This window comes from Nonomuraea sp. NPDC052634 (genome assembly GCF_040678535.1).
Taxonomy (GTDB): Bacteria; Actinomycetota; Actinomycetes; order Streptosporangiales; family Streptosporangiaceae; genus Nonomuraea; species Nonomuraea fastidiosa.
Window position 1 is genome coordinate 1,179,825 of record NZ_JBFATY010000001.1, and the last position, 21,778, is coordinate 1,201,602.

Genomic DNA, 21,778 nt, shown 5'->3' on the forward strand with positions numbered 1-21,778 from the left:
CAGGTGTCGGAGACCCCGGAGCCGGCGGCGGGCCGAAGCGCCGCCGGCTCCAAGGAGAAAGGGCGCGTGCGGCATCCGCTGGCGCGGTTCCTCGTGCGGCGCGTGCTGCTCGCCGTGCTCATGGCGTGGGGCATCACGCTGGTGACGTTCGTGCTGACGAACCTCGTGCCGGGCGACCCCGTGGCGGCGAACCTCGGCCAGCGGGCGCTCGGCGACCCCGCCATCGTGGCGCAGTGGCGGGCCGATCACGGCCTGGACAAGCCGCTGTGGCAGCAGTACCTGCTCCACCTGCAGGGCCTGGTGCAGGGCGACCTGGGCACCAGCCAGCAGAGCCACCGCCCGGTCAGCCAGGACCTCGCCGAGTACGTCCCGGCGACGCTCGAGCTGGCGGGCGCGGCGATCCTGGTCTCGCTGGTGCTGGGCGTGGCGTTCGGGGTGATCGCGGCGCTGCGCAGGGACCGGCTGCCGGACCACACGCTGCGGGTGCTGAGCCTGATCGGCATCTCGGTGCCGACGTTCTGGCTGGCGCTGGTGGCGTTCTACGTCTTCTTCTACCGGCTGCAGCTCACCCCGGGCAGCGGCCGGGTGGACGCGGCGCTCGGCGCGGCCCCGCCGGTGACCGGCCTTGCGACCGTGGACGCGCTGCTGGCCGGACGCTGGGACATCTTCACCTCCGCCGTCGGCCACCTGATCACGCCGGCGCTGGTGCTCGCGCTCTACACGATCGGCCTGCTGACCCGCTTCACCCGCTCGGCGGTGCTGGAGGTGCTGGGCCAGGACTACGTGCGCGCGGCCAGGGCGAAGGGCCTGCCGGGGCGGACGATCCTGTTCCGTTACGTGCTGCGCTCGGCGCTCGTGCCCGTGATCACGGTGGCGGGCCTGGCGTTCGGCAGCCTGCTGTCCGGCACGGTGCTGGTGGAGGCCATCTTCGCCTGGCCCGGCATCGGCCAGTACGCGTACAAGAGCGCCACCACCCTCGACCTGCCCGCCGTGATGGGCGTCGGCCTGGTCGTGGGCGTGGTCTACCTGGTGATCAACCTGATCGTGGACGTCCTGTACGGCGTCATCGATCCCCGAGTGAGGCTGCAATGAGACGCCGTGACCCCCTGGCCCGAGGGGGACTGCTGCGGCGGCTGCCCCAGGCGTGGCGGCAGCCGCTGGCCGTGACCGGCGCCGTGCTGGCGGTGGCCTGGCTGGTGATCGCGCTCGTGGCGCCGGTGCTGGCGCCGCACGATCCGCTGGCGCAGGACCTGCCGCGGCTGGCCGCGCCCGGGCCCGGCCACTGGTTCGGCACCGACCAGCTCGGCCGCGACATCCTCAGCCGCGTCATGTACGGCGCGCGCGTGTCGATCCCGCTGACGCTGCTGCTGGTGGCGCTGTCGGTGCTGATCGGCGGGCTGCTGGGCGCGTGCGCCGGCTACTTCGGCCGCTGGGTGGACGAGACGATCATGCGGGTGGCGGACCTGGTGTTCGCGTTCCCCACGGTGATCCTGGCCATGGTGGTGGCGGCGGCGCTGGGCGCGAGCCTGACGAACGCGGTGCTGGCCGTGCTGGTCGTGGCCTGGCCGGCGTACGCGCGGGTGACGCGCGGCCTGGTGCTGGGCGTGCGGGAGCGGGAGTTCGTGCTGAGCGGGCGGCTGCTGGGCTTTTCGGTGTGGCGGTCGCTGCGCGTGGACGTGCTGCCGAACGTGACCGGCCCCGTGCTGGTGCTCGCCACCCTCGACATCGGCACGGCGTTGCTGCTGCTGTCGGGCCTGTCGTTCCTCGGCCTGGGCGCCAAGCCGCCGTCGCCGGAGTGGGGCGCGATGGTGGCGTCGGGCGTGGAGGTGTTCGACAGCTGGTGGGTGGCGACGTTCCCGGGTCTTGCGATCCTGACCGTGGTGCTGGCGTTCAACTTCCTCGGCGACACGCTGCGCGACGCGCTCGACCCCCGTACGGCCCGCGCGATCAAGGAGCGTGCCCTGTGACGCTGGACATCGCCGGCCTGAAGGTGACGATCGGCGGCAAGGACATCCTGCGCGGCGTGGACCTGCGGCTGGAGGCCGGCAAGGTGCACGGGCTGGCCGGGGAGAGCGGCTCGGGCAAGACGATGACCGGGCTGGCCGTGCTCGGCCTGCTGCCGCACGGCGCGAAGGCGTCGGGCTCCATCACGCTCGGCGAGCGCGACCTGCTGCGGCTGCCGCCCAAGGAGCTGAACCGGGTGCGCGGCGGCGAGGTCGCCATGGTGTTCCAGGACCCGGCGACCAGCCTGCACCCGATGCTGACCATCGGCACCCAGCTCACCGAGCACATGCGCCACCACCTGCGGCTGGGCAAGGCGGAGGCGCGGGAGCGGGCGATCGAGCTGCTCGGCAAGGTCCGCATCCCCGGGCCCGCCGAGGCGTACGGGCGCTTTCCGCACCAGTTCTCCGGCGGGATGCGGCAGCGCATCGCGATCGCCATCGCGCTGGCCTGCTCCCCCAAGGTGCTGATCGCGGACGAGCCGACCACGGCGCTGGACGTGACCGTGCAGGCGGGCGTGCTGCGGCTGCTGCGCGGTCTGTGCGACGAGCTGGGGCTGGCCGTGCTGCTGGTGACGCACGACCTGGGCGTCATGTCGGCGGTGGCCGACGAGGTGAGCGTGATGAAGGACGGCCTGGTGGTGGAGTCGGGCCCGCGCGGGCGGGTGCTGCGCGAGCCCGAGCACGCCTACACGCGCGCGCTGCTGGACTCGCTGCCCGACACGGAGGTGCGCTGAGCATGCTGACCATCGACGACGTGGTGGTGGAGCACCGCTCGCCCGGACGTGCCGTGGTGCGGGCCGTGGCGGGGGCCAGCCTGCAGGTGCGGCCGGGCGAGGTGGTCGGGCTCGTCGGCGAGTCCGGCTGTGGCAAGTCGACGCTGGCCCGCGCGGTCTGCGGGCTGAACCCGATCACGTCGGGCTCGGTCTCCTTCGAGGGGCAGCCGGTGACGCCGCTCGGGCTGCGCCGCAGGAGGCTGACCGGCATCCAGATGGTGTTCCAGGATCCGTACGCGTCGCTGAACCCCCGGCGGCGGGTGGGCGACCAGATCGCCGACGGGCTGCGCACCTCGGGCGACACCTCGACCACGCCCGCCGACCTGCTCGAACGCGTCGGCCTGCCGCGCGACTTCGCCGGGCGGCACCCGCACGAGTTCTCCGGCGGGCAGCGGCAGCGCATCGCGATCGCCAGGGCGCTGGCCGCGCGGCCCCGGCTGCTCATCGGCGACGAGCCGATCTCCGCGCTGGACGCCTCCGCGCAGTCGCAGGTGGCCAGGCTCATGCGGGATCTCGCCGTGGAGTCGGGCGCTGGGCTGCTGTTCATCAGCCACGACCTGTCGGTGGTGCGGCTGATCGCGGATCGGATCGCGGTCATGTACCTCGGCAAGATCGTCGAGGTGGGCGGCACGGCCGAGGTGTGGGCGCGGCCGCGGCATCCGTACACGGAGGCGCTGCTCGCGGCCGTTCCGAAGCCGGACGGGCGCGGCGTGCTGCCCGCCGAGCTGCCCGGCGACGTGCCCGATCCGGCGTCACCGCCGTCCGGGTGCCGGTTCCACCCGAGGTGTCCGAAGGTGATGGACGTGTGCAGGGAGAAGTCGCCGGACTTCGGGCCGGTCGCCTGCTGGCTGCACGAGCCGAAGTGACCCCGGCACCGTACGAGGGGCCGCCGTCCGGCGGCCGGGCGGCTTCCGGCGGGGAGCCCGCGCCCGGCGACCCGCCCGCCCTCAACTGGGAGCCCGCGCCCGGCGACCTGCCCGCTCTCGATCGGAAGCCCGCGCCCGGCCTGGGCGCTGGGCCGGTGGGCGAGTCCGGGGCCGGGGCGGCGGGCGCGCCTGCCGGCGAGGACGCGGCGCGGCTGGTGGCCGGGCGGGTGGCGGCGGTGCGGGAGCGGATGGCGGCGGCCGGGATGGACGCGCTGGTGCTGCGGCCCTCGCCCGACTACCGGTTCCTGGGCGGCGGCGAGGGGGCGTTCCTCGTGGTGACGGCCGACGTGGCGGCCGAGACCCGCGACCCGGCCCTGCTGGTGCCGCCGGACGCGCGGCGGGTCGGGGTGGACGCCGAGATGCGGGTGCGGGAGCTGTTCGGGCTGGCGATCGAGGCGGAGTTCGTACCGGCGTCGCCGGTGCTCGCACCGCTGCGGCTGCGCAAGGAGCCCGGCGAGGTGGCCGCCATCGGGCGCGCGGTGGCCGCCGCGGAGGGCGTGCTCGCGCGGGTCAAGGAGCTGTCGTGGTTCGGGGCGACCGAGCGGGAGATGGCGCGCCGGCTGCGGCTGCTGCTGGCCGAGTCGGGGTGCGAGGAGGTGGTGGCGCTGCGGGTGGCGGCGGGCGAGCACACGGCCAGGCCCTGCCACGTGCCCGGCGGGCGGATCATCAACCCCGGGGACGCGGTGACCGTGTCGGTGTGCGGGCGGTGGGGCGGCTACTGCGCGGAGGCGGCCCGGGTCTTCGTGGTGGCCGAGCCGCCCGAGGACTTCGAGGCGATGTACTCGGTGGTGCGGGAGGCGCACCGGGCGGGGCTGGCGGCCGTACGGCCCGGCGTGCCCGTGTCGGAGGTGGCGGCGGCGGTCGGCGAGGTGATCGACGGCAGCGGGTACGGCCGCTTCGCCTCCCCGCACGTCGGCCGGGGCGTCGGGCTGGGTCCCGACGAGGGGCCGCGGCCCGGCGAGGACACCGTGCTGTCGGACGGGATGACCTTCTGCTTGGAGCCGGCCATCTACGTGCCGGATCTCTTCGGGGCCCGGGTGGCCGACGTGGTCGCCTGCACCGCCTCCGGGCCCCTGCCTCTGGGGGTTCTCCCCCACACCCTCGAAACCCTCGGCCACTGACCTCCGGGGGACGGGTCGAGGTCCTTCGGGGGTGAGAGGGGTTTCGGGCCGGAGGTCCGTCGTGGGCCGAGGTGGGCGAGCGCCCTCCCTGCCGCACCGGCTGGGGTCCTTTCGGAGAGTGGGGGTTACGGGCTGAGGTCCCTCCGGAGAGCGAAGAGCGTAACGAGCCGAGGTCCCTTCGGAGAGCGAAGAGCGTAACGGACCGAGGTCCACTCGGAGAGCGGGCCGAGGTCCTCTTCGGAGTGAGGGGTCGCGTGCTGAGGCCCTCCCAGGGTGAGGGGGTGCGAGGGCGGCAGGGGGTGCGGAGTGGGCGGAAGGGACTGGATTAGGCTGGGGCGGGCGATCATTTGGGGGCGTTCGTGGACCAGTTGGTGCTGCTCATGCTGGTGCTCCTGGGGGCGCTGCTCATGGTGCCGCTCGGCGACCGCCTGGGGCTGCCGCCGCCGGTGCTGATGACGTTGCTGGGCATCCTGATGGCCGTCCTGCCGTTCGTGCCGAACGTGGACGTGCCGCCCGGCATCGTGCTGCCCCTCCTGCTGCCGCCGCTGCTCTACGCGGCCGTGCAGCGCACATCGTGGCGGCAGTTCGCGGCCAACTGGCAGCCGATCTTCCTGCTCGCGGTGGCGCTGGTGTTCGTGACGACGGCGGCAGTGGCGGCGGTGGCGCACGCGCTGGTGCCCGGGCTGCCGCTGGCGGCTGCGGTGGCGCTGGGCGCGCTGGTGGCGCCGCCCGACCCGGTGGCGGCGACGGCGGTCGCGGGCCGGCTGGGGCTGCCCCGGCGCATGGTGTCGCTGCTGGAGGGCGAGGGCCTGTTCAACGACGTGACGGCGATCGTGCTGTACCACGTGGCGATCGCGGCGGCGGTGACGGGCACGTTCTCATGGCCGGGCGCGCTGACGGAGCTCGTGCTGTCGGCCGTGGTGGCCGTGGTCGTGGGCCTGGCGCTGGGCTGGGTCGGCGGGCGGCTGATGGAGTGGCTCGGCGACGCCACGCTGCGGGTGGGGGTCTCGCTGCTGGTGCCGTTCGTGTCGTACGCGCTGGCGGACGAGCTGCGCGGCTCGGGCGTGCTGGCGGTGCTGACGACGTCGTTCTACCTGAGCGAGCGGATGGCCGACGCCGACGACGTGCTGGGCAGGTTCGCATCGACGACGTTCTGGCAGGTCGTGGACACGCTGGTGGTCGGGGTGGCGTTCGGGCTGATCGGCCTGGAGCTGCACGCGGTGTTCGGCACCGTGCACGGCCAGGTGGGCGAGGTGCTGTGGTGGAGCGCCGCCGTGGTGGGCGTCGTGGTCCTCGTACGTCTGGTGTGGCTGCTGCCCGCGGCCTGGCTGGCGAAGAAGACGCGCGGGCCCGGCCACGAGGACACCGAGATCCCGCTGAGCTGGCGGGAGACGGTGGTGATGTGGTGGTCAGGCATGCGCGGGGTGGCGTCGGTGGCGCTGGCGCTGGCCATCCCGCTTCAGACGGAGAGCGGTCAGGCGTTCCCGCAGCGGCCGATCATCGTGTTCATCGCGTTCGCGGTCATCCTGACGACGCTGATCGTGCAGGGCATGTCGCTGCCGTGGCTGGTGAACAGGCTCGGGGTGAAGGCGGACACGGCGGCCGAGCGGGCGCTGGAGAGGCGGCTGGCGACGGAGGCGGCGAAGGCGGCCAAGCGGCGGCTGCGGGAGATCAACGAGGCCGAGGAGCTGCCGGAGGAGGTGCTGGAGGCGCTGAAGCGGCGGCTGATGGACATGAACGTGCGGCTCAGCCCCGAGGCCGCCGACGAGGAGCGGCGTGAGGCGTACGAGCAGCGGGTGCGGCGGCTGAAGCTGCTGCGGCGGGTGCAGGGCGAGATGATGTCGGCGGCCCGCCAGGCGGTGCTGGAGGCGCGGCGCGACCCGAACACCGACCCGGCGATCATCTCGCGCATCCTGCGCCAGCTCGACGCCCGCAGCCTGCGCTGAACCCGGCGAGATCGCGGGCCGGCGCGGGCCGCCGGGCCTCCTCTGCCGGGCGGCGCCGGCCCGCTGAGCTTCCGCTACGAAAGACCGCTCCCCTCTTGGTGGTCCCGGACGAATCCCGGGCGGCCCCGCATGGCATAACGTCGCCATGGAACCTCAGTGAGGGGAAAGGTGAGACGTTGATCGAGGTCAGGGAGCTCCACGAGATGCCGGAGTTGGAGCGCGTCTACGCGCTGTTCGACGACATCTGGCATTTCGGCTCCGGAGACCCGCCCATCACGATGGAGCTGATGCGGGCGCTGTCGCACGCGGGCGGCTATGTCGCCGGCGCGTTCGACGGCGGGCGCATGGTCGGCGCCTCCGTGGGGTTCCTGGCGGCCGGTGGCGCCCTGCACTCCCACGTCACCGGCTCGATCGCGGGGCGGGGCATCGGGTTCGAGCTGAAGCAGCACCAGCGCCGCTGGGCGCTGGAGCGCGGCCTGACCCGCATCACCTGGACCTACGATCCGCTGGTCCGCCGCAACGCCCACTTCAACCTCGCCAAGCTGGGCGCGCGGCCGGTGGAGTACCTGCCGTGCTTCTACGGCGTCATGGAGGACGCGATCAACCAGGGCGACGAGTCGGACCGGCTGCTGGCCTCGTGGCCGCTGACCGCGCCGCACGTCGAGGCGCTGGCCAGGCGGGAGCCGGGCGAGAGGCCGTTGCCGGACGGCGCGGTGGTGGCGCTGGCCGACGAGGGCGGGCGGCCGGTGCCGGGCCCGGTGGACGCGCCGGTGGTGCTGGTCGCGGTGCCGCCCGACATCGAGGGGCTGCGCCGGGCCGATCGCGGTGCGGGCAAGGCGTGGCGGCACGCCGTCCGTGATGTGCTGGGAGGGCTGATGGCGGAGGGCCGCGAGGTGACGGGGTTCGCCGCGAAGTCGTACTACGTAGTGGAGAGACTGTGAAGATCACCGGAGTGGAGCTGCGCAGGATCGCGATGCCGCTGGTGTCGCCGTTCCGCACCTCGTTCGGCACCGAGACGGCGCGTGACGTGCTGCTGGTCAGGGTGGTGACGCCGGAGGCCGAGGGCTGGGGCGAGTGCGTGGCGATGAGCGAGCCGCTCTACTCCTCCGAGTACGTCGACGGCTCCGCCGAGGTGATCCGCCGCTTCCTGCTGCCCGCGCTGCCGCAGAACGTGGACGCCAACCAGGTGGCCCGCGCGCTGGAGCCGATCAAGGGGCACCGGATGGCCAAGGCGGCGGTGGAGACGGCGATCCTGGACGCGCAGCTGCGGGCGGCGGGCGAGTCGTTCGGCCGGTTCCTGGGAGCGTCGAAGCCGCGGGTGCCGTGCGGGGTGTCGGTCGGCATCATGGACTCGATCCCGCAGCTTCTCGACGCCGTGGCGGGCTACATCGACGAGGGGTACGTCCGGGTCAAGCTGAAGATCCAGCCCGGCTGGGACGTCGAGCCGGTGCGCGCGGTGCGCGAGCGGTTCGGCGACGACCTGCTGCTGCAGGTGGACGCGAACGCCGCGTACGCGCTGTCGGACGCGCCCCGCCTGGCCCGGCTCGACGCGTTCGACCTGCTGCTGATCGAGCAGCCGCTGGCCAACGACGACCTGGTGCAGCACGCGAAGCTGGCGCAGCGGCTGCGCACGCCGATCTGCCTGGACGAGTCGATCGAGTCGGCCGAGCACGCCGCCGCGGCGATCGCGCTCGGCTCGTGCTCGATCGTCAACATCAAGCCCGGCCGGGTCGGCGGCTACCTGGAGGCGCGGCGCATCCACGACCTGTGCCGGGCCAACGGCGTGGCGGTGTGGTGCGGCGGCATGCTGGAGACGGGCCTCGGCCGGGCGGCGAACGTGGCGCTGGCGGCGCTGCCCGGCTTCACGCTGCCCGGCGACACCTCCGGCTCGCGCCGCTACTTCGCCACCGACATCACCGAGCCGTTCGAGCTGGTGGACGGGCATCTGGAGGTGCCGACGGGGCCGGGTCTCGGGGTCGAGCCGATCGCGGACGTGCTGGACGAGGTCACCACCGCCACGGAGTGGATCACTCTCTGAGCCGCGGCACCGCGGCCAGCAGGGCGCGGGTGTAGTCGTGCGCGGGCTCGCCGACGACCTGCTCGGTGGGCCCGACCTCGACCAGCCTGCCTCGGTGCATGACGGCGACCACGTCGGCGACGTAGCGCACAACGGCCAGGTTGTGCGAGATGAACAGCATCGACAGGCCGAGCTCGTCGCGCAGCCCGCGCACGAGGTTGAGCACCGCGCCCTGCACCGACACGTCGAGCGCGCTGGTGATCTCGTCGGCCACCAGCAGCTCGGGGTCGCCGCCGAGCGCGCGGGCGATGGCGACGCGCTGCCGCTGCCCGCCGGACAGCTCGCGCGGGTAGCGGCCGGCCAGCTCGGCGGGCAGCCTGACGAGGCCGAGCAGCCGCTCCACCGCGCCGGGGCCGCAGCCCTCTGCGATGGTGCGGCCGACGGTCATGCGCGGGTTCAGGGACGCGTACGGGTCCTGGAAGACCATCTGCACCCGCCGCGCCCCCTCGATCGTCCCGGTGTGGGGGACGAGCCCGCACACGGCCCTGGCGAGCGTGGACTTGCCCGAGCCCGACTCGCCGACGAGGCCGACCACCCGGCCGTCGGGGATCTCCAGCGTGACGTCGTCCACGGCGGTGAAGGAGCCGTAGCGCACGCTCAGGTTCTTGATGATCACTTGACCTCCCAGCAGGCGGCCCTGCGGCCGGGGCCGAGGTCGGCGAGTTCGGGGCGCTCGCTTGCGCAGCGGGCGGTGGCCAGCTCGCAGCGCGGGGCGAACGCGCAGCCGGGCCCGACGTCGGCGGGGGCGGGCTGGGTGCCGGGGATGCCGGCCAGCGGCGTGTCGCGGTCTGTGTCCAGGTCCGGCAGTGACGCGATGAGCGCCTTGGTGTACGGGTGCGCGGCCCCGTCCGCGAGCCGGTCGGCGGGCAGCTCCTCGACGACGCGGCCGGCGTACATGACGACGACCCGGTCGCACAGCTCGCCCACGACCGCGATGTCGTGCGAGATGAACAGCGTGGCCGCGCCCGTCTCCTCGACGACCTCGCGCAGCAGCTTGAGTATCTGCCGCTGCACGGTGACGTCGAGCGCCGTGGTGGGCTCGTCGGCGACGATCAGGCGGGGCGTGCCCATGAGGCCCATGGCGATGACGGCGCGCTGCCGCATGCCGCCCGACAGCTCGTGCGGGTGCTGCGCGGCGCGCTTCTCCGGGCCGGGCAGGTGCACCTGGGCGAGCCGGTCCACGGCGCGGCGGCGGGCCTGCTCGCGGGTGGCGCCCTCGTGCACGATGGCCACCTCGGCGAGCTGGCCGCCGATCTTGAGCGCGGGGTTGAGCGCGGCCAGCGGGTCCTGGAACACCATCGCCAGCGTGGTGCCGAGCTCCTTGTCCGACAGGGCGGCGACGTCCTTGCCGCCGAGCCGCAGCGCCGCGTACGTGACGACGCCCGGGTAGGGCACGAGGCCGCCGATCGCGGCGGCGGTCATGCTCTTGCCGCTGCCGGACTCCCCCACCAGGCCGACGATCTCGCCGGGCGCGACGGTGAGCGACAGGTTCCGTACGGGGGACGCCCCGCCGGGGAAGGTCACGGTCAGGTCGCGCACCTCCAGCACCGCCTCGGGGTCGGGCTCGGGCGGCGGCCCGGACGGCGCGGGGGCCACGGCGCGCCCGCGCGGCACGGCGGTGCGGGCCGCGGCCTTGGCCAGGGCGTCGCCGAGCAGGTTGAAGCCGATGCCGGCCAGCGCGATGGCGGCGGCGGGCCCGAGCGCCACCTCGGGGGTGACGTAGATGCGCGGGAACCCGTCGAACAGCAGCCGTCCCCAGTCGAAGTCCGGCGGCTGCACGCCGAGCCCGAGGAACGACAGCCCGGCCAGGCCCAGCAGGGCGCTGCCGAGCGCCTGGGTGAGGTGCAGGATGAGCGGTTCTGCGATGTTGGGCAGCACGTGCCGGGTGAGGATGCGGCTGCGGGGCACGCCCAGCATGCGGGCGGCGGAGACGTAGTCGGAGCCGGCGACGGTGGCGGCGAGGTTCTGGGTGAGCCGGGCGAAGCCGGGGGCGATGGCCGCGCCGATGCCGAGCACCGCGCCGCGCGCGCCGAGCCCGGTGACGACGGCGGTGAACATGGCGAGCAGCAGCCCGGGGAAGGCGACGAGCGCGTTGACGGTGCCGGCGACCAGGCGGGCGGCGCGCCTGGGCAGCACCGAGGGCAGCGTGCCGAGCACGAGCCCGGCCAGCGCGCCGATCAGCGTGGCGGCCAGCGCCAGCAGCAGCGAGTAGCGTCCCGCGACCAGGACGCGGGCCAGCAGGTCGCGGCCGAGGTTGTCGGTGCCCAGCGGGTGGCCCGGCGAGGCGCCCTGGAGGATGGCGGCGGCGTCGATGCGCTCGGCCTCCGCGCCCCACATGATCGGCCCGATCACGGCCAGCACGGCCATGGCGGCGACGATGACGGCGCCCGCCGCGCCGGGCACGTTGCGCCGCAGCCGCCCCATCAGCGAGGTCATCAGGTCTCCTTGATCGCGGACGTCGGGTCGAGCATGCCGAGCAGCAGGTCGACGGCCAGGTTCACGACGAGCACGATCGCCCCGTAGACGAGGACCACGCCCTGCGCCACCGGGTAGTCCTTCTGCGTGACCGACTCGACGATCTTCAGGCCGAGCCCCGGCCAGGCGAAGACGTACTCGACCAGCACGCCGCCCGCGATGAGCGAGGTCAGCAGCAGGCCGCCGACGGTGAGGGTGGCCGTGAGCGTGTTGGGCAGCACGTGCCGCAGGTGCAGCCGGGCGGCGGGCAGCCGTTTGGCGCGGGCCAGCCGCACGTAGTCCTTGCCCAGCTCGCGCAGGGTCTCGACGCGGGAGATGCGGGCGATCATGGCGGCGGGCCCGATCGCGAGCGCGGCGACCGGCAGCACGTACGTGATCGCGCCCGCCTTGCCCGCGGGCGGGAACCAGCCGAGCCCGATGGCGAACACGGCCACCAGACCGATCGAGTACAGGAACTCCGGCACCGCCACCGCCGCCCCTGTGGTGGCGCTGAAGGTGAGCTCGGTGCCCCGGTTGCGGCCGTTCTCGGTGCGGATGGCGGTCCACATGCCGAGCGGCACCGCGACCAGCATGGCGACGAGGACGGCGAGCAGGGCCAGGCTGAGCGTGTTGGGCAGGCGGGCCATGATGACCTCGCCGACCGGCTCGCCGGTGACGAACGAGGTGCCGAAGTCGCCGGAGAAGACGTTCGCGACGTAGGTGAGGAGCTGTTCTGGCAGCGGCCGGTCCAGGCCGAGCGCCGCCCACCGCGCCTCCACCAGCTCCACCGGCGCGGCGGGGCCGAGCGCGGAGCGCACGGGGTCGCCGGGGATGAGGTGGATCATCGCGAACGTCGCCACCACGAGCACGGCCAGCGAGACCAGGAAGCGGACCAGCCGCCGCAGGCCGGTGCGACGGCTCATTCAGCCCCCTGGGTGAGGCGGATGGAGGTGGTCACGAACATCCCGGCGACCATCTCGTACGTGGCGCCCTTGGCGGCCTCCAGCACGGTCGTCTCGACCACCGGCACCATGTCGGCGGCCTCGAACAGCGCCGACTCGGCCTGCAGCCACTTGTCGCAGCCCTCGGCGGCGGGCACCTGCGAGGCCTCGTCGACGAGCGACTGGTACTGCTTGTTCGACAGGTGCGCGAAGTTGGCGCCCTTGGGCGCGGCGGGGCCGGACAGGAAGCCGACGAGCTGGCTGGGCAGGGTGACGCCGATGGGCAGCCAGACGACGTCCCAGTCCTGGGTGGTGTTGAGCGACTCCGACAGCTTGGTGTCGATGGCGCCGTTCAGCTTCACCTCGGCGCCGATCGCGCCCCAGGCGGTGGCCAGGTATTCGGCGGCGGCCTGGACGCCGGCGCCGCGCGTGGTGGCGTACAGGTAGCGCAGGGTGAGCCGCTTGCCGTCCTTGACGCGCACCCCGTCGGGGCCCGGCTTCCACCCGGCCGCGTCCAGCGCGGCTGCGGCGGCCGCCGGGTCGTGGGCGGGCACGTGGCCGGTGACGGTGTCGCCCTGGCAGGGGCGCGGGTGCAGGACGAGGCCGGTGGGCGGCTTGCCGGTGCCGCTGGAGGCGATGCCGGCCAGCTCCTTGAGATCGACGGCCTGGGTGAGCGCCTTGCGGACGGCGGGGTCGTGGGTGGGCCGGTCCTCGCCCTGGTGGTAGAAGAACTGGCCGTTGGCGACCGGCGTGATCGTCTTGGTGACGCCGGGCGCGGCCTCGACGCGGGTGCGGTCGGGGCCGTAGAGGGTGATGCCGTTGAGCGCGCCGGAGACGAGCAGGTTGGCGGCGGTCTGCTCGTTCGGCACGATCTTCAGTACGACGGTCTCGGGCGCGTCCTTGATGGAGGTGCCGGGCGCGCCCCAGGCGTACTCCCTGCGCACCTTGAACGTGTAGTGGTCGCCGGGCACCGCCTCGGTGAGCCGGTACGCGCCGCTGCCGGAGGTGGAGCGGGCGAGGATCGAGCGGTCCTCGACGCCCTTGCCGCAGACGACGAAGATCGCCCGGCCGGTCTCCAGGATGAAGCTGAACGGCTTCGGCATCGACAGCGTGACGGTGCCCGCCGCGTCGTCGGCCTCGGCCTTCATGCCGGTGGGGATGAGCACGCCGTAGATGGGCGACTTGGTGTCCGGGTCGGTGATGTGGTTGACGCTGGCGGCCACGTCGGAGGGGGTGACGGGGGCTCCGTCGGAGCAGGTGGCGTCCTTGCGCAGGGTGAAGGTGACCTTGTCGGGCTCGACCGTCCAGCGCTCGGCGAGGGCGGGGACGATCTCGCCTTGCGCGTCGATGCCGACGAGCGTGTCGTAGGCGAGCGAGAGCGTGGTGTTGGTGACGTTGAGTACGCCCATGGCGGGGTCGAGCACGCCCGGGTCGGCGGGGAGCGCGTAGGTGAACGTGCCGCCCCCGGCCGTCCCGCCCTCCGCCCCCGTCCCTCCGCAGCCGGCCGCGAGCAGGGCGAGCGCGGCGAGGCCCGCCGCTAATGGTGTTCTCATGGGTACTCCAGACGAGCGTGGGGGTGAGCTCCACCTTCGCGGCTCGCCGGTGCCCGTTCTTCGGCGCCGGGCACGAAAAAGCGCGGCCGTCTAGTGCCGTCGTCCGAAGATGCGCATCTGGAGTTGGACGGTGAGCCGGGCGTCGGGGTCGCTCAGGTCGAGGCCGCCGATCTCGGTCAGCCGCTTGAGCCGGTAGCGGAAGGTGTTGGGGTGCACGTGGACGCGGGCGGCGGCCAGGTTGACGTCGCCGAACGCGTCGAGGTACGCGCCCAGCGTGGCGGCCAGCTCGGTGCCGTGTTCGGCGTCGTGCTCGAGCAGCCGCTGGTAGGGGCCGGTGGGCGCCTGCTCCTCGGCGGCGGCCACGTCGGCGACCTGGAGCAGCAGCGACTCGAAGTGCACGGCGGTGTAGCCGGCGGCCTGCCCGGTGACGCCCCGGTGGCGCAGCACGCGCAGGGCGCGGTCGGCGTCGGCGCGGGAGCGGGCGACCTGGGCGAGGTTGTGCGCGAGGCGGCCGACGCCGACGTTGGCGGCGTGGCGGGGCCCGACCCTGGCGAGGAAGCTCTCGGCGACGCGGACGGCGCGCTCCTCCTCACCGCCTCCGGGGGTGAGGGGCAGCACGGCGTAGGCGACGGAGCCGGCGAGCGCGGCGGCGGCCTTGGGGTGGATGGCGGCGACGTGCAGGGCGAGCGCGTCGCAGAAGCGCTGCCGCTCGCTCTCGCTGCGCACGTGGTCGGCCGCGTGATCCGTGGCGGCGTTTGCTGCGCGGCCGCCGGGATCGGCTGCCGGGCCGGTCAGCTCGGCGGCGAGCACGCACAGCCTGCCGGTCGCGATGCCCAGCCGGCCCGCGGCCTCGGCGGCGTCGGCGCCGCCGGCGAGGACGGTGGACAGCAGGTCGGCGCGCAGCCGCCGCTGGGTGTCGGCGCCGGCCCGCTCGTGCAGCAGCCGCAGCGCGACGACCTTGGCGGCGTCGGCGAGCGCGCGCTGCCGCTGCGGGGTGAGCGGCTCGCGCACGGCGACCCAGATGGAGCCGAGGATATCGTCGCCCGCGCGGACCGCCACGGCGACCCTGTTGATCACGCTGTCGTCGGGGAGCTCGATGTAGACGGGCTCGCGGCTCTGGTAGAGCCGTTTGAACGCGCCCTGCTCGTCGAGCAGGCGCAGGTAGCGCTCGGGCACCTGGCGGCCGAGCACGGTCTCGACGCGGCCCTGGTCGGCCTCCTCCTGCCGGCCGGAGAACGCGAGCACCCGCGAGGACCTGTCCTCGATGGTGACGGGCGCGTCGAGCAGCGCGCACACGGCGTTGGCCAGGGCGAACAGGTCGCCGTGCCCCCCTTCCCCGGGTTCGGCCAGGTCGCCTTCCGCCAGCAGCGAGCGCAGCAGCGCCGCCACCTGCGCCCAGGAGGCGGCCCTGGTCAGGCCGAGCACGGCCACGCCGGTCTCCAGCACGGCGGCGCGTACCCGCTCGTCCACGTCGACGGGCAGCTTGACCACGACGCCCGCCGCGTGGGGGACGCGGGCGAGCAGCGCGCGGATCTCGGCCGCGCCCTGCACCCCGACCGCGAGCACCATCGCGCCCTCGGCCACGATCAGCTCGTCGAGGGGGTCGTAGATGTGCACGCCCGTGACCTCGGCGTCGAGATGCCCTGGCGAGGCGGCGACGTCGAGCACGGTGGTGCCGAGATCGTCGAGGATCCGCCCGAGGCTGGCGCGCGGGCGGATTCTCATGGGGTCACGATAGTTCACTCCGTCTTGGGGGTGGCGCGGGCGCCCACGTGGACGTACGGGGAGCCGTCGGCCAGCGTGTAGAAGACGACCGTGACCCAGTCGGGGGCGTCGGGCGCCTTGCAGACGAACAACGGCCGGTCGCCGCCGTGCACGGCGATGAGGCGGTGCTCCTCCGCCTCCGGCTGGAGGGCGGCGAGCGCGCCGGTGGCCTCCATCCTGATCCACGGCCCGTCGTCCTTGGCCGTGACCGTGATGCGGGCGCCGGCCCGCTCGTAGACGCCGGCGTACGGGGTGGCGTCCACCTCGACCGGGGTCTCCGGCGGCGTGGGCATCTGCGGCACGGCCAGGCCGTCGAGCTCGGCGAACAGCTCGGTGGCCACGGCGCGGGTGAAGGCGCCGGAGTGGCCGCCGTTGGCGGCGACGCAGACGACGGTGCCGGTTCCGGGCACGGCCCAGAGCATGGCGTGCTGGCCGATGGTGTTGCCGCCGTGCGAGAGCACGCGTTGCCCGCTCCACTCGTCGAGGATCCAGCCGATTCCCCACTGGCGGCCGAGTCCGTGCGGGTTGGGCACGTCCACCTGCGGCTCCCACATGGCCTGCGGGTCGTCGAGCAGGCCGCCCTCCAGGTGGGCCCGCGCGAACGCGACCACGTCGGCGGGGCGGGCGCAGATGAGCCCGGCGGGGCCCATGCCGCGCATCAGCCCCCACACCGGGGCCGGCGCGCCGCCCTCCACGTGGCCCATCGCGGCGCGGAAGCGCAACACGTCCTCGGGCAGCGTCCAGGTGTGGGTGAGGCCGAGCGGTTCGGCGATCTCCTCGCGCAGCAGGTCGTCCCAGCGCTTGCCGCCCAGCCGTTCGGCGACGCGGCCGGCGATGACGAAGCCGGAGTTGCAGTAGGACTGGGTGACGCCGATGGGGTGGTTCTGCGCCAGGTCGGCGCAGGCCTCGACGTACTTGGCCACGCAGTCGTCGCCACGGCCGGTGTCGAGGAACAGGTCGCCGTCGATGCCGCTGGTGTGGGAGAGCAGGTGGCGGATCGTGACGGCCTTGGTGACCTCGGGGTCGGCCACCTTGAACTCCGGCAGCACCTCGGACACCGGGGTGTCCGGCGTCAGCCTGCCCCGCTCGACCTGCAGCATGAGCAGGGTGGCCGTCCATACCTTGGTGACCGAGCCGATCTGGAAGAGCGAGTCGGGGGTGGCCTCGACGCCGGTGGCGGTGTTGAGCGTGCCCGCGGCGGCCTCGTGCAGCTCTCCGTCGTGCAGGTACGCCAGCGCCGCGCCGGGCACCTCGAACCGGGCGATCAGCTCGGCGAGCCGCCGCTGATCCATTGCTCCAGCCACGCGATGATCCTTTCGTTGTAGTCGTACCGGTGTGAGGGCCGGCCGTTCAGGATGAACAGGTGGGAGGCCCCCGGGTAGCGCACGAGCCGGACCGGCACGCGGCGCTCGCGCAGCGCGGCGAACCACTGCTCGGCCTGCCCGACGGGGCAGCGGTCGTCGTCCTCGCCGTGCAGCAGGAGTGTGGGGGCGGTGACCTCGCCGGCGCGGGTGATCGGCGACTGGGCGGCGAGGTCGCCCGCGCACTCGTACGTCTTGATCAGCATCCCCAGGTCGGAGGTGCCCGACAGGCTGGTCAGGTCGGTGACCGCGCCGCCGGCGATCGCCGCCTTGAACCTTCCTGTCGCCCCGGTCAGCCAGCACGTCATGTAGCCGCCGTAGCTGTAGCCGGTGACGGCGAGCCGTTCGCGGTCGGCGAGGCCCGCCGCGACCAGGTCGTCCACGGCGGCCAGGAAGTCCTGGGCGTCGGACAGGCCCCACGCGCCGGCCGTCGCCGTGTAGAACGCCTCCCCGTAGCCGTCGCTGGCGCGCGGGTTGAGCGTGAGCACCGTCCAGCCGCGCGCGGCCAGCACCTGGTGGTAGAGGTGGAAGCCGTCGAGCACGGGCGCCCAGGCGTTGTGCGGGCCGCCGTGCACGTCGAGCAGCAGCGGGCCCGGCTCCGTGACGCTCTCGTCGCGCAGCACGAAGCCCTCGACCTCGGTGCCGTCGGGGGCGGTGAAGGTGCGGCTGACCGGCACGTACGGGTCGATGTCCGCCGGCGTGTGCCGGGTCAGCCGCTCGGGGGCGGATCCGGCGAGGTCCAGGAGGAAGACCTCGCCGGGGCTGCGGGGCGTGGCGGCGACGTACGCCACCTTGCCCGCCGCGACGCTCGCGCCCGCCACGCTGACGTCGTCCGGCACGAGCTTGTGCGCGGGGGCGCGGTAGAGGCGGGTCAGGCCGCGGTCGCGGGCGCAGAACAGCAGGTCGCCGCCGTGCACGGCGGGGTTCGCCCCGGGGTAGCCGGGGTGGCCGAGCATGACGTTGCGGTCGAGCCCGGTCTCCACCTCGGCGGCGCCGCCGGAGCCGAGCGTGAACAGCCGGACGTGCCCGACCGGCTCGCCCTTCTGCGCGGCCACCACCAGCCGGTCGCCGAGCCACCAGGCTCCGGCGCAGAGCAGCTCGGGGTCGGTCAGCCGCTCCGGGGTGCCGCCGGCGGCGGGCACCTCGTACACTCCGGCGTCCGGCCGCAGGTCGCGCTCGGGGTCCGTGGACGCGACGAACGCCAGGCGGGTGCCGTCGGGCCGCCATGACGGCTCGCCCGCGTGGAAGTCGCCTTCGGTGAGCCGCGTCGCCTCCCCCGATGCGACGTCCACGACGAACACGTGCGCGGTGACCCCGCGCAGCAGCCCCGCGCCGTCTGCCTTGTAGTCGAGCCGCTCGGCCACCACGGGCGCGTGCGGGTCGGGCGGCCCGCCGTCGCCGGGCCCGACCGGCCCCGCGTACGCGATCGTGGTGCCGTCGGGAGACCAGACGGCCGGGCCCGCGCCGAGCGGCGCGGAGGTGAGCTTCACCGGCTCGCCGCCGTCCATGGGCAGCAGGTGGAGCTGCGGCACACCGTCCACCGGGCGCAGGAACGCCAGCGTGCGCCCGTCGGGCGACCAGCGCGGCGCGCTCCCCTCGGCCAGGCGGCGCGGCTCCGCCCCCGGCGCGGCCAGCCACACCTCGGAGCGGTTCGCGTCGGACTCGCGGTCGGCGGTGGTCAGCGTGTACGCCACCGCGCCGCCGTCGGGGCGCAGGGCCGGGCCGGAGGGGACGGCGAAGCCGTACAGATCGTCCAGGGTGAGACGTCGCATATGCGAACCGTAGGGCACCGGCATCGGCCCTGCTTCGGCCGCCTGGACGAACGCCGGGCCCGCCGTTGTGCCCCGACACAACTGCGCCTGACATAGCCGCGCCTGACATGACTGGGCCCGACAGGACTGGGCCCGACATGACCGCGCCTGACTTGACCGGGCCCGACATGACCGCGCCTGACTTGACCGGCCCGGCACGACTGCGCCCGGCAATAGTGGGCCTGACACGACCGGGCCGGGCTCCAGGCCGCCTCGCCCGTCCGGGAGAATGACCCGCGGACGTTAAGGTGAAGGTCCCCCCGCCGGTCCCCGGCATGTCATCTCCCCCGAGAAATGGATGGTCAAGCATGGTACGCACGCCGGAACGGCAGGTGGCCGTGTTCGGTGCCGGATACATCGGTCTGGTGACCGGTGCCTGTCTCGCGGAGCTCGGTCATCGGGTCGTGGTCCGCGACATCGACCCCGACAAGGTCGCCCTGCTGCGCTCCGGAGACGTGCCGATCTACGAGCCCGACCTGGGCGACATGATCGCCAGGAACAAGGAGCGCCTCTCCTTCACCACCGACCTCGCCGAGACGCTCGACGGCGCCGAGATCGTGTACGTGTGCGTCGACACCCCGCCGTCCGCCTCCGGCGACGCCGACCTGTCGCGCGTGTGGTCGGTCGTGCGCTCCCTTGAGGGCGCCACCCACCTGCGGGCGGTCGTCATGAAGTCCACCGTGCCCGTCGGCACCGGCAGCCGCGTGCGCGCCGCGCTCGACGAGGCGGGCCTGTCCCATGTCGGGTACGCCGCCAACCCCGAGTTCACCGCCGAGGGCACCGCGGTGCGCGACTTCATGCACCCCGACCGCATCGTCATCGGCGCCGAGGACGACGCCACCGCCAACCTGGTCGCCGAGCTGCACCACGGCATCGAGGGCCCGGTCGTCGTCATGGACGTGCGCTCGGCCGAGATGGTCAAGCTGGCGTCCAACGCGCTGCTCGCCACGAAGATCAGCTTCATCAACGAGATCGCCACACTGTGCGAGAAGACCGGCGCCGACGTCGAGGAGGTCGCCCGCGCCGTCGGCCTCGACCACCGGCTCGGCCCCCACTTCCTGCGGCCCGGCATCGGCTGGGGCGGCTCCTGCTTCCCGAAGGACTCCGAGGCACTGCGCCAGCTCGCCAGCAACACCGGCTACCACCTGCAGCTGCTGTCGGCCGTCATCGAGGTCAACAACCTGCAGAAGCGCCGCGCGATCCAGAAGCTGAAGGACGAGCTGGGCACGCTCACCGGCATGCGGGTGGCGCTGCTCGGGCTGACGTTCAAGCCCGGCACCGACGACATGCGCGAGGCCACCAGCACCGTGCTGGCCGGGCGGCTGCTCGCCGAGGGCGCCGAGGTGCGCTGCTGGGACCCGATGGCCAGGCCCGCCGAGGTCGAGCCGTGGATCTCCACCACCCGCCACGCCACTCCCGAGGAGGCCGTCGAGGGCGCCGACGCGGCCATCGTGGTCACCGAGTGGCCGCAGCTCAAGGAGGCCGACTGGGCGGGCATGGCCGCCTCCATGCGGCGGCCGGTGCTGTTCGACGGGCGCAACCTGCTCGACCCGAAGGAGATGCGCCGGCTCGGCTACACGTACATGGGGGTCGGGCGCCCCTGACCTGAGGGCCGGCCGCCCCCATGTCAGGGGCGGCCTCCGCCCTGGCCCCTGGGGAATAATCCGTTGCGGCGCGGTGCTGATCACCGCACTATGGTCGTCATGTTCCCGCTCGCCCACCTCGCGACGCCCGCACTGCCGGGCGCGTTCGGGCGTGCCTGCGACGGCCTGGAGCGCTGACCTCTTCCCGTTAGTTCCTGAAGTGACCCGGCGGGGGGAGGTCGAACCGGCCCTGACGGGTCACTGAGTCTCCAGGTTCTAGGGAAGGGAACCATGGCCAAGCAGGCCTACGTACGCAACAAGCCGCATCTCAACATCGGCACGATGGGCCACGTCGACCACGGCAAGACGACGCTGACCGCCGCGATCACGAAGGTGCTGGCGCAGCGCGGGCAGGCGACGTACACGCCGTTCGAGCGGATCGACCGCACCCCGGAGGAGGCCGCCAGGGGCATCACGATCAACATTTCGCACGTCGAGTACGAGACCGGCACCCGGCACTACGCCCACGTCGACATGCCGGGCCACGCCGACTACGTGAAGAACATGATCACGGGGGCGGCGCAGCTCGACGGCGCGATCCTGGTCGTGTCCGCGCACGACGGCATCATGCCGCAGACCAGGGAGCACGTGCTGCTGGCCAAGCGGGTCGGCGTCGAGCACCTGGTCGTCGCGGTCAACAAGGCCGACGGCGCCGACCCGGAGCTGATCGACCTGGTCGAGCTGGAGCTGCAGGAGCTGCTCGCCGAGCACGGCTACCGCGACGTGCCGATGGTGCGGGTGTCCGGGCTGCGCGCCCTGGAGGGCGACCCGGCCTGGACGGCCTCCATCGACGAGCTGCTGCGGGCGGTGGACGAGCACATCCCCGTGCCCATCAGGTACGTGGACGCGCCGTTCCTCATGCCGGTCGAGAACGTGCTCACGGTCACCGGCCGGGGCACGGTCGTCACCGGCGCCATCGAGCGCGGCACCGTCCGGGTCGGCGACACCGTCGAGGTGGTCGGGTTCGGCGACGGGTTCACCACCGTCGTCACCGGCGTCGAGACGTTCGGCAAGACGATGGAGCGGGGCGAGGCCGGCGACAACGCCGCCGTGCTGCTGCGCGGGGTCCGCCGCGAGCAGGTGCGGCGCGGGATGGTGCTGGCCGCGCCGGGCAGCCAGCGGGCGCTCGGTGCGTTCACCGCCCGGGTCTACCTGCTGACCCCGGAGGAGGGCGGCCGGCGCAAGCCGATCTCCTCCGGCTACCGGCCGCAGTTCTACCTGCGCACGACGGACGTGCCGGGCGAGCTGGTCCTGCCGGACGGCGTCGAGAGCGCCGCGCCCGGCGAGACGGTGGAGGTGTCGGTGAGGCTGGGCAAGGCGGTCGCGCTGGAGGAGGGGCTCGGCTTCGCCATCCGCGAGGGCGGCCTCACGGTCGGCGCCGGCACCGTACTCGCGGCCTGACCAC

17 protein-coding genes are annotated in these 21,778 nt (G+C 73.7%); 10 read left to right on the forward strand and 7 right to left on the reverse strand.

The genetic code is table 11. The annotated features are described in order from the left end of the window. Positions 1–66 precede the first annotated feature (66 nt). From AB0K67_RS05530 to menC, 8 genes are all read left to right on the forward strand, one after another. Complete coding sequence (locus AB0K67_RS05530) at positions 67–1,092, forward strand: ABC transporter permease (protein WP_364053330.1); 1,026 nt, start codon at positions 67–69, stop codon at positions 1,090–1,092. After that, positions 1,089–1,967, forward strand: a complete 879-nt coding sequence (locus AB0K67_RS05535; protein ID WP_364053333.1) for an ABC transporter permease — start codon at positions 1,089–1,091, stop codon at positions 1,965–1,967. The genes AB0K67_RS05530 and AB0K67_RS05535 overlap by 4 nt, the downstream gene beginning before the upstream one ends. Further along, on the forward strand, positions 1,964–2,737 hold the full coding sequence (locus tag AB0K67_RS05540; protein ID WP_364053336.1) for an ABC transporter ATP-binding protein: 774 nt from the start codon (positions 1,964–1,966) through the stop codon (positions 2,735–2,737). Before AB0K67_RS05535 ends, AB0K67_RS05540 begins: the two co-directional genes overlap by 4 nt. Before the next feature lie 2 nt (positions 2,738–2,739). After that, positions 2,740–3,642 carry an ABC transporter ATP-binding protein gene (locus AB0K67_RS05545; RefSeq protein WP_364053339.1) on the forward strand — a complete coding sequence of 301 codons (903 nt, stop codon included), beginning with the start codon at positions 2,740–2,742 and terminating at the stop codon, positions 3,640–3,642. Next, entirely contained in the window at positions 3,639–4,823 is a 1,185-nt protein-coding gene (locus tag AB0K67_RS05550; protein ID WP_364053342.1) for a M24 family metallopeptidase, read from the forward strand. The genes AB0K67_RS05545 and AB0K67_RS05550 overlap by 4 nt, the downstream gene beginning before the upstream one ends. Positions 4,824–5,182: 359 nt before the next feature. Further along, a complete protein-coding gene (locus tag AB0K67_RS05555) occupies positions 5,183–6,769 on the forward strand; it encodes a Na+/H+ antiporter (RefSeq protein WP_364053345.1) in 1,587 nt (528 codons plus the stop codon). Positions 6,770–6,945: 176 nt separating this feature from the next. Continuing rightward, on the forward strand, positions 6,946–7,710 hold the full coding sequence (locus tag AB0K67_RS05560; protein WP_364053348.1) for a GNAT family N-acetyltransferase: 765 nt from the start codon (positions 6,946–6,948) through the stop codon (positions 7,708–7,710). After that, positions 7,707–8,807, forward strand: a complete 1,101-nt coding sequence (gene menC, locus AB0K67_RS05565; RefSeq protein ID WP_364053351.1) for an o-succinylbenzoate synthase — start codon at positions 7,707–7,709, stop codon at positions 8,805–8,807. Before AB0K67_RS05560 ends, menC begins: the two co-directional genes overlap by 4 nt. Here the strand turns inward: menC and AB0K67_RS05570 are convergent. The 7 genes from AB0K67_RS05570 to AB0K67_RS05600 form a co-directional block, all read right to left on the reverse strand. Continuing rightward, positions 8,797–9,462: an ATP-binding cassette domain-containing protein gene (locus AB0K67_RS05570; protein WP_364053354.1), complete on the reverse strand. Its 666-nt coding sequence runs from the start codon at positions 9,460–9,462 to the stop codon at positions 8,797–8,799. The two genes, menC and AB0K67_RS05570, sit on opposite strands and share 11 nt — an antisense overlap. Continuing rightward, positions 9,459–11,282 (reverse strand): dipeptide/oligopeptide/nickel ABC transporter permease/ATP-binding protein, encoded by a 1,824-nt coding sequence (locus AB0K67_RS05575; RefSeq protein ID WP_364053357.1) that lies wholly within the window; start codon positions 11,280–11,282, stop codon positions 9,459–9,461. Before AB0K67_RS05575 ends, AB0K67_RS05570 begins: the two co-directional genes overlap by 4 nt. Continuing rightward, positions 11,282–12,223: an ABC transporter permease gene (locus AB0K67_RS05580; protein WP_364053360.1), complete on the reverse strand. Its 942-nt coding sequence runs from the start codon at positions 12,221–12,223 to the stop codon at positions 11,282–11,284. The genes AB0K67_RS05575 and AB0K67_RS05580 overlap by 1 nt, the downstream gene beginning before the upstream one ends. Beyond that, the gene (locus tag AB0K67_RS05585) at positions 12,220–13,794 is read right to left on the reverse strand and encodes an ABC transporter substrate-binding protein (protein ID WP_364053363.1); all 1,575 of its coding nucleotides are present in this window, start codon (positions 13,792–13,794) and stop codon (positions 12,220–12,222) included. The genes AB0K67_RS05580 and AB0K67_RS05585 overlap by 4 nt, the downstream gene beginning before the upstream one ends. 90 nt (positions 13,795–13,884) lie before the next feature. Next, on the reverse strand, positions 13,885–15,519 hold the full coding sequence (locus tag AB0K67_RS05590) for a helix-turn-helix domain-containing protein (RefSeq protein ID WP_364053366.1): 1,635 nt from the start codon (positions 15,517–15,519) through the stop codon (positions 13,885–13,887). 14 nt (positions 15,520–15,533) lie between these two features. Further along, on the reverse strand, positions 15,534–16,862 hold the full coding sequence (locus tag AB0K67_RS05595; protein ID WP_364053369.1) for a serine hydrolase domain-containing protein: 1,329 nt from the start codon (positions 16,860–16,862) through the stop codon (positions 15,534–15,536). Continuing rightward, on the reverse strand, positions 16,823–18,691 hold the full coding sequence (locus AB0K67_RS05600; protein ID WP_364053372.1) for a S9 family peptidase: 1,869 nt from the start codon (positions 18,689–18,691) through the stop codon (positions 16,823–16,825). The genes AB0K67_RS05595 and AB0K67_RS05600 overlap by 40 nt, the downstream gene beginning before the upstream one ends. A 347-nt stretch (positions 18,692–19,038) precedes the next feature. Between AB0K67_RS05600 and AB0K67_RS05605 the strand changes: the two genes are divergently transcribed. Next, positions 19,039–20,334 (forward strand): UDP-glucose/GDP-mannose dehydrogenase family protein, encoded by a 1,296-nt coding sequence (locus AB0K67_RS05605; RefSeq protein WP_364053375.1) that lies wholly within the window; start codon positions 19,039–19,041, stop codon positions 20,332–20,334. Between the two features lie 270 nt (positions 20,335–20,604). After that, on the forward strand, positions 20,605–21,774 hold the full coding sequence (gene tuf / locus AB0K67_RS05610) for an elongation factor Tu (RefSeq protein ID WP_364053378.1): 1,170 nt from the start codon (positions 20,605–20,607) through the stop codon (positions 21,772–21,774). The last annotated feature ends 4 nt before the right edge of the window (positions 21,775–21,778 follow it).